Here is a 5111-nt window from a genome sequence, read left to right as displayed (position 1 = left end):
GAAGGCTAGCCTTCGCCACGACAAGGGAGGGAAAGGGAGGAGCGGACGGTGGATGTCCGATTCTTCGTACGATCAGGGCGCAGAAGCGTGCCGCCTTATCGCGGATCGGTTCCAGGGGGAAAAGGTTACCAGTCGGCCGCAGGATGCCGGGCTTCCGAAGCCGACACGAAGCCGCTAGATAAGGGAAGTTTCCTGGAGTTGCTGTGCGCTGACGGCGCCTCCGCGCACCGTCATCCCGGCGGAGGGCCGGGACCCATGCAAGCTTCCACAGGCGATCGTGGTACGTTTAGAGCACCTTTGGCCGCGGAGACTGGCGTAGATCCCGGCCTCCGCCGGGATGACGGAGAGATAGGCGAGGTGTCGGCAGAATTTGAAGCGAAGGCGATGACACTGGTTCTGGATCAAAGGCAGCCGCAAGGCGGCGAGGCGACGGGCACGGAGGCGGTGTTCCGGCCGACGCTGGCCGGCATGAGCCGCGAGCGGCTGCGTGAGGCGCTCGCCTCCGTGGGCGTGCCGGAGAAGCAGCTCCGCATGCGCACGACGCAGCTCTGGCGCTGGCTTTACATCATCGGCGCCACCTCGTTCGACCAGATGACGGACGTCTCGAAGGAGCTGCGCCAGGCGCTTGCGGCGCGCTTCACGCTCGACCGGCCGGAGATCGTCGCCGAGCAGGTGTCGGTGGACGGCACGCGCAAGTGGCTGCTGAGGTTGCCCAGGCGCGGGCACGAGGCGCGGGCGCCGGAGATCGAGACCGTCTACATCCCCGAGAGCGATCGCGGCACGCTCTGCATCTCGTCGCAGGTGGGCTGCACGCTCACCTGCAGCTTCTGCCACACCGGCACGCAGCGGCTGGTGCGCAACCTCGAAGCCTCCGAGATCGTCGGTCAGATCCTGCTCGCGCGCGACCGCATCGGTGACTGGCCGGGTGCCAAGCGGCCCGTCATGCCGGAGGCATGCTTCCAGCATGACAACGGTCTGCTGCCCGCAACGGACCGCAAGATCACCAACGTCGTGCTGATGGGCATGGGCGAGCCGCTTTACAATTTCGACAACGTGCAGGAAGCGATGGAGATCGCCTCCGACGGCGAGGGGCTGTCGCTCTCCAAGCGGCGCATCACGCTCTCGACGTCCGGCGTCGTGCCCGAGATCAAACGCTGGGGCGAGCTTTCCGGCACCATGCTCGCGATCTCGCTGCATGCGGTCAACGACGCGCTGCGCGACGAGCTGGTGCCGATCAACAAGAAGTACCCGCTGGCCGAGCTTCTGGAGGCGTGCCGCACCTATCCCGGCGCATCGAACGCCAAGCGCATCACCTTCGAGTACGTGATGCTGAAGGGCGTGAACGACAGCCTTTCGGACGCCAAGGCGCTGGTTCGCCTCCTGGCGGGAATCCCGGCCAAGATCAATCTCATTCCGTTCAATCCGTGGCCGGGCTCGCGCTACGAATGCTCGGACTGGGAGACCATCGAGCGTTTCGCGGACGTCGTGAACAGGGCGGGCTATGCGAGCCCGGTGCGCACGCCGCGCGGACGGGACATTCTGGCCGCGTGCGGGCAGCTCAAGAGCGAGAGCGTGAGGCTGCGCGCGCGGGAGCGGCAGAGCGCTGCCGGCGACCAAGCTGCTCCATCTCCCGAGCCGGGAGCCTGACGCGGCATGGTGCTCCGGACTCTCGGACGGCTGATCTGGATCCCGATCGCGTTCCTGCTCGCAGCGGCGGCGGCGATGTTCGTGCTCGTCACGCTCGGGCTCGAGACGATTACGCACGCGATCCACAACCTCGACGAGACAGATACGGTCTCCGCCGCCTTCGACGTGGCCTGGCAGGGAACCATCATCGCGTCGGGCGCGACGTTGATCCCCGCGCTCATCGTCGTCATCGTCGGCGAGGTGGCCCGCATCCGGTCGTGGCTCTACTACATGGTGGGCGGCGGCGTGGCCCTGGCGATCATCCCGCTGCTGGCGCGCGTCGATCCCGGCAACATGACCTATGCGCTGCCGGCGCTGTGGCATGTGTTCGCGACCGCGGGGTTCGCGGGCGGCCTCGTCTACTGGCTGCTCGCCGGCCGCAATGCTTGAGCGGCCGCGCGGCATCAGCTCGTTGTTCAGTCGCGCACCTTATCGGAAAACCGGTTTCCACTTTTCCGGAAGCACTCTAGGTTACCCGCGCGGGATAAAGCTTGGGGGCCTGGATGTTCGTCGCGATCATCAGGATCATTCTGGGATTTATCGCCGCCGTGCTGGTGGCCGGCGTGGTGCAGGTGCTGTTCGTCGCCGGCGGCGACTTCCTGCGCGGCGGCGCAACGGGCAACCACCTCCAAAGCCTCGGATTGCTGACGCTTCTCGCCGCCACTCAGTCGGCGGTGTTCTCGGCCCCGTTCGCGCTGCTGGCCGCCCTCTTCGCGGGATGGCTCGGGATCCGGTCGATCCTTTTTTTCGCCGCCGCCGGGATCGGGATCGCGCTTGCCGGGTTCTTTGCCCAGTACGTCGGAGAAGCCGGCCCCGAGACCATCCTCAACCGCTATGCCCTTTCGGCCTATGTCGCGTCGGGGCTCGCCGCCGGACTCGCGTACTGGTATGTGGCGGTGCCGAAAAAGCGGCCTGCTATAGCCTAAAGTCTCATCCTGCATGGCTTCTTTAGGTTAATTTTTTCAGCGCGCCATTGCGCGCGAGCGCATGGAAGCCTATCTTGTTGCGGTGCACAATCGTGCGTGCCATACCCTGCGCAACCGAGACAAGGACCCGCCATGATGGATCACGTCCAGAGCGACCTTTCCCAGCGCTTCGCCAAGAGCTATGCGACGGCCGCCTTCGGCTATGTTCAGGCGGCCTCCGCCGCCTATGCCGCCTTGGCCGACCAGACGCTCGATTTCTGGAGCCGTGCCGCCCGATCCGGCGCGCAGGACGACGAGCGGCCGCCGCGGCTGCAGCTCGTCTCCGGCCCGCGTCCCTATCGCTCGGCCGTCACGGGCCCCACGCATTCCGTCACAACGGGGATGCCCATCGACTTCATCCGCATGTCCAACGCCTGGGCCAACTCGCCGATGTTCGCGCCGATGCGGGCCTGGTGGGGCCTGTTCCCGCTGCAGGGCAACCCCGCGAGCTGGCCCATGGCCTACGCCATGATGACGGCCGGCGTTCCGCGTGCGGTGGCGCTGCCGACGGCGGAGGCAAACGTGGCCGCCATGGACGCCGCCGAGGCCGCGACGACGTCCTTCAACCGCGTGCTTTCGAGCTACCGCTCCGACAGCGGGTTCGCCGTGGCGCAGATCATCTCGCCCAAGACCTGGCTCGGCGCCATGCTGCTGGCGCCGTTCACGACGTCCTTCAAGCTTCCCTGGGCGTAGGGCCTACTGGCTCGGCGGAACTGTGACGACGATCGCGTTGCCTCCGCCGAATGCCGAGATCGAGCCGAACGACGGTCCTTGTGGCGCCGACTCCTCTGGAGGCTTCACGACGATCGGTCCCTTGGCTGTCTCCGTCTTTTCAGCCTGAGGCTTGCTTTCTGCGGCTGGCGGCTCCGCGTCCTTGGCGGGGGCCGGGGCCTTGGCTTCGGCGACAGGCTCGCTTGCCTTTTGCTTGACGACGGGCGGCGCTTCCGCTGCCGGAGGCTCGGTGCTGACCGCGGTCTTCGTCTTCTCAGGCTGCTTCGGCTTTTCCGCCTTCGGTGCCGGCTCCTCGTCCTCGATGCGCGTGACGGATGCCTTCACGGCCGGAGCCGCGGTCGTCTTAGCGGGCTCCTCCGGCGCCGCGGCTGTCTTCTTCGGAGGCGTGGTCTTCTTGGCGGCTTTCTTGGGTGGAGCGGGCGGACGGGCCGCGCAGCGCGCAGGCACCAGCGTGCCATCCTCAAGCATGACATCCGCCACCCAGGCGCAGGTCTTGAGATCGCGGCAGGCCGCCTCGAACAAGCTCGAACACTGAACCGCCGCGGCTTCCAACGCCTCGACATCCGCTCCGGGTGCGGCGGCCATCGGCGCGAGCGGCTTGCCGGCCCAGGGCAGAACCTCGGTCGACGTCTTCTTGGCAGCGGGTGCCGGAGCAGGCTCGGCTGCGGCTGCCCCCTTCACCTCGATCGCCGGTGCGGGCGTCTGCGCTGCGCCCGGGCCGGCCGCAACAGCGAGGCCCGCCAGCGCGAGAGCGGAGATCAGCAGCGAGGTCGTTGTTTGCTTCACAATCGTTTCCCCCGAAACGCTTGGATTCCGTCAACGCTTGGAACGCTTGATTCTTTTGGACTTACGCCCGGCACAGTAGCTTCTCTGGGCCAAAAAAACACGGCCAGATGATGGAGATTTTCCCTTCGGTAGACTAAAGGCAGGGCGCGGCCGAGACAGAGGCGCTGCCTAGGTCATTGACGGACCGATGTTTCATGCGTCGAGCCGGCAGGTGCCACAGGGTCACGGTCCGGCGGATTTGCTGTGGGTACGCTGGGACGCACTGCGCCTTGCGGCCCCGGGGCGGGTGCCTATAGTGCCCGCGCTTCTGGACGCATACCGAGAGGGAAAGAGGTCGGGGAAATGAGCACGAAAGACGGCAAGCCGAACATCAAGAAGGTGGTGCTCGCGTACTCGGGCGGTCTCGATACCTCGATCATTCTCAAATGGCTGCAGGAGACCTACGGCTGCGAGGTGGTCACCTTCACCGCCGACCTCGGGCAGGGCGAGGAGCTCGAGCCCGCACGCAAGAAGGCGGAGATGCTCGGCATCAAGAAGGAGAACATCTTCATCGAGGACCTGCGCGAGGAGTTCGTCCGCGATTACGTGTTCCCGATGTTCCGCGCCAATGCCCTTTACGAGGGCATCTACCTGCTCGGCACCTCCATCGCGCGGCCGCTGATCGGCAAAAAGCAGATCGAGATCGCGCGCAAGACCGGCGCGGATGCCGTCTGTCACGGTGCGACCGGCAAGGGCAATGACCAGGTGCGCTTCGAGCTCACCTATTATGCACTCGAGCCCGGCATCAAGATCATCGCGCCGTGGCGCGAGTGGACATTCAAGGGTCGCGAGGAGCTCTTGGAGTTCGCGCGCAAGAATCAGATCCCGGTCGCCAAGGACAAGGAGGGCGAGGCGCCGTTCTCGGTGGATGCCAACCTGCTGCACTCCTCCTCGGAGGGGAAG

At 66.1% G+C, this 5111-nt stretch carries 6 protein-coding genes; 5 read left to right on the top strand and 1 reads right to left on the bottom strand.

The window, feature by feature from the left end; genetic code table 11:
* The first annotated feature begins 357 nt into the window (after positions 1-357).
* The 4 genes from rlmN to IT540_RS07115 all read left to right on the top strand — a co-directional run bounded on the left by rlmN (position 358) and on the right by IT540_RS07115 (position 3344).
* Positions 358-1647 (top strand): 23S rRNA (adenine(2503)-C(2))-methyltransferase RlmN, encoded by a 1290-nt coding sequence (rlmN, locus tag IT540_RS07130; RefSeq protein ID WP_291175062.1) that lies wholly within the window; start codon positions 358-360, stop codon positions 1645-1647.
* Between the two features lie 6 nt (positions 1648-1653).
* Entirely contained in the window at positions 1654-2076 is a 423-nt protein-coding gene (locus tag IT540_RS07125) for a hypothetical protein (RefSeq protein WP_291175059.1), read from the top strand.
* 113 nt (positions 2077-2189) lie between these two features.
* Complete coding sequence (locus IT540_RS07120; protein WP_291175056.1) at positions 2190-2612, top strand: hypothetical protein; 423 nt, start codon at positions 2190-2192, stop codon at positions 2610-2612.
* A 132-nt stretch (positions 2613-2744) separates the two neighbouring features.
* Positions 2745-3344, top strand: a complete 600-nt coding sequence (locus IT540_RS07115; RefSeq protein ID WP_291175053.1) for a hypothetical protein — start codon at positions 2745-2747, stop codon at positions 3342-3344.
* A gap of 3 nt (positions 3345-3347) precedes the next feature.
* Here the strand turns inward: IT540_RS07115 and IT540_RS07110 are convergent, their stop codons facing one another.
* A complete protein-coding gene (locus IT540_RS07110; protein WP_291175050.1) occupies positions 3348-4169 on the bottom strand; it encodes a hypothetical protein in 822 nt (273 codons plus the stop codon).
* A 342-nt stretch (positions 4170-4511) separates the two neighbouring features.
* Here IT540_RS07110 and IT540_RS07105 point away from each other — a divergent pair.
* Positions 4512-5111, top strand: a 600-nt coding sequence (locus IT540_RS07105; protein ID WP_291175047.1) for an argininosuccinate synthase domain-containing protein, incomplete at its 3' end; no start/stop codon positions are given.

It is taken from the genome of Hyphomicrobium sp. (assembly GCF_020852195.1).
GTDB lineage: Bacteria > Pseudomonadota > Alphaproteobacteria > Rhizobiales > Hyphomicrobiaceae > Hyphomicrobium_C.
Note: the sequence above shows the minus strand (reverse complement) of the source record. Positions and strands in the feature narration are given on the sequence as shown.

Excerpts from the sequence above, each read along its gene's own strand:
- IT540_RS07115 (WP_291175053.1), top strand. The coding sequence starts at position 2,745 with ATGATGGATCACGTCCAGAGCGACCTTTCCCAGCGCTTCGCCAAGAGC.
- IT540_RS07120 (WP_291175056.1), top strand. The coding sequence starts at position 2,190 with ATGTTCGTCGCGATCATCAGGATCATTCTGGGATTTATCGCCGCCGTG.
- IT540_RS07125 (WP_291175059.1), top strand. The coding sequence starts at position 1,654 with ATGGTGCTCCGGACTCTCGGACGGCTGATCTGGATCCCGATCGCGTTC.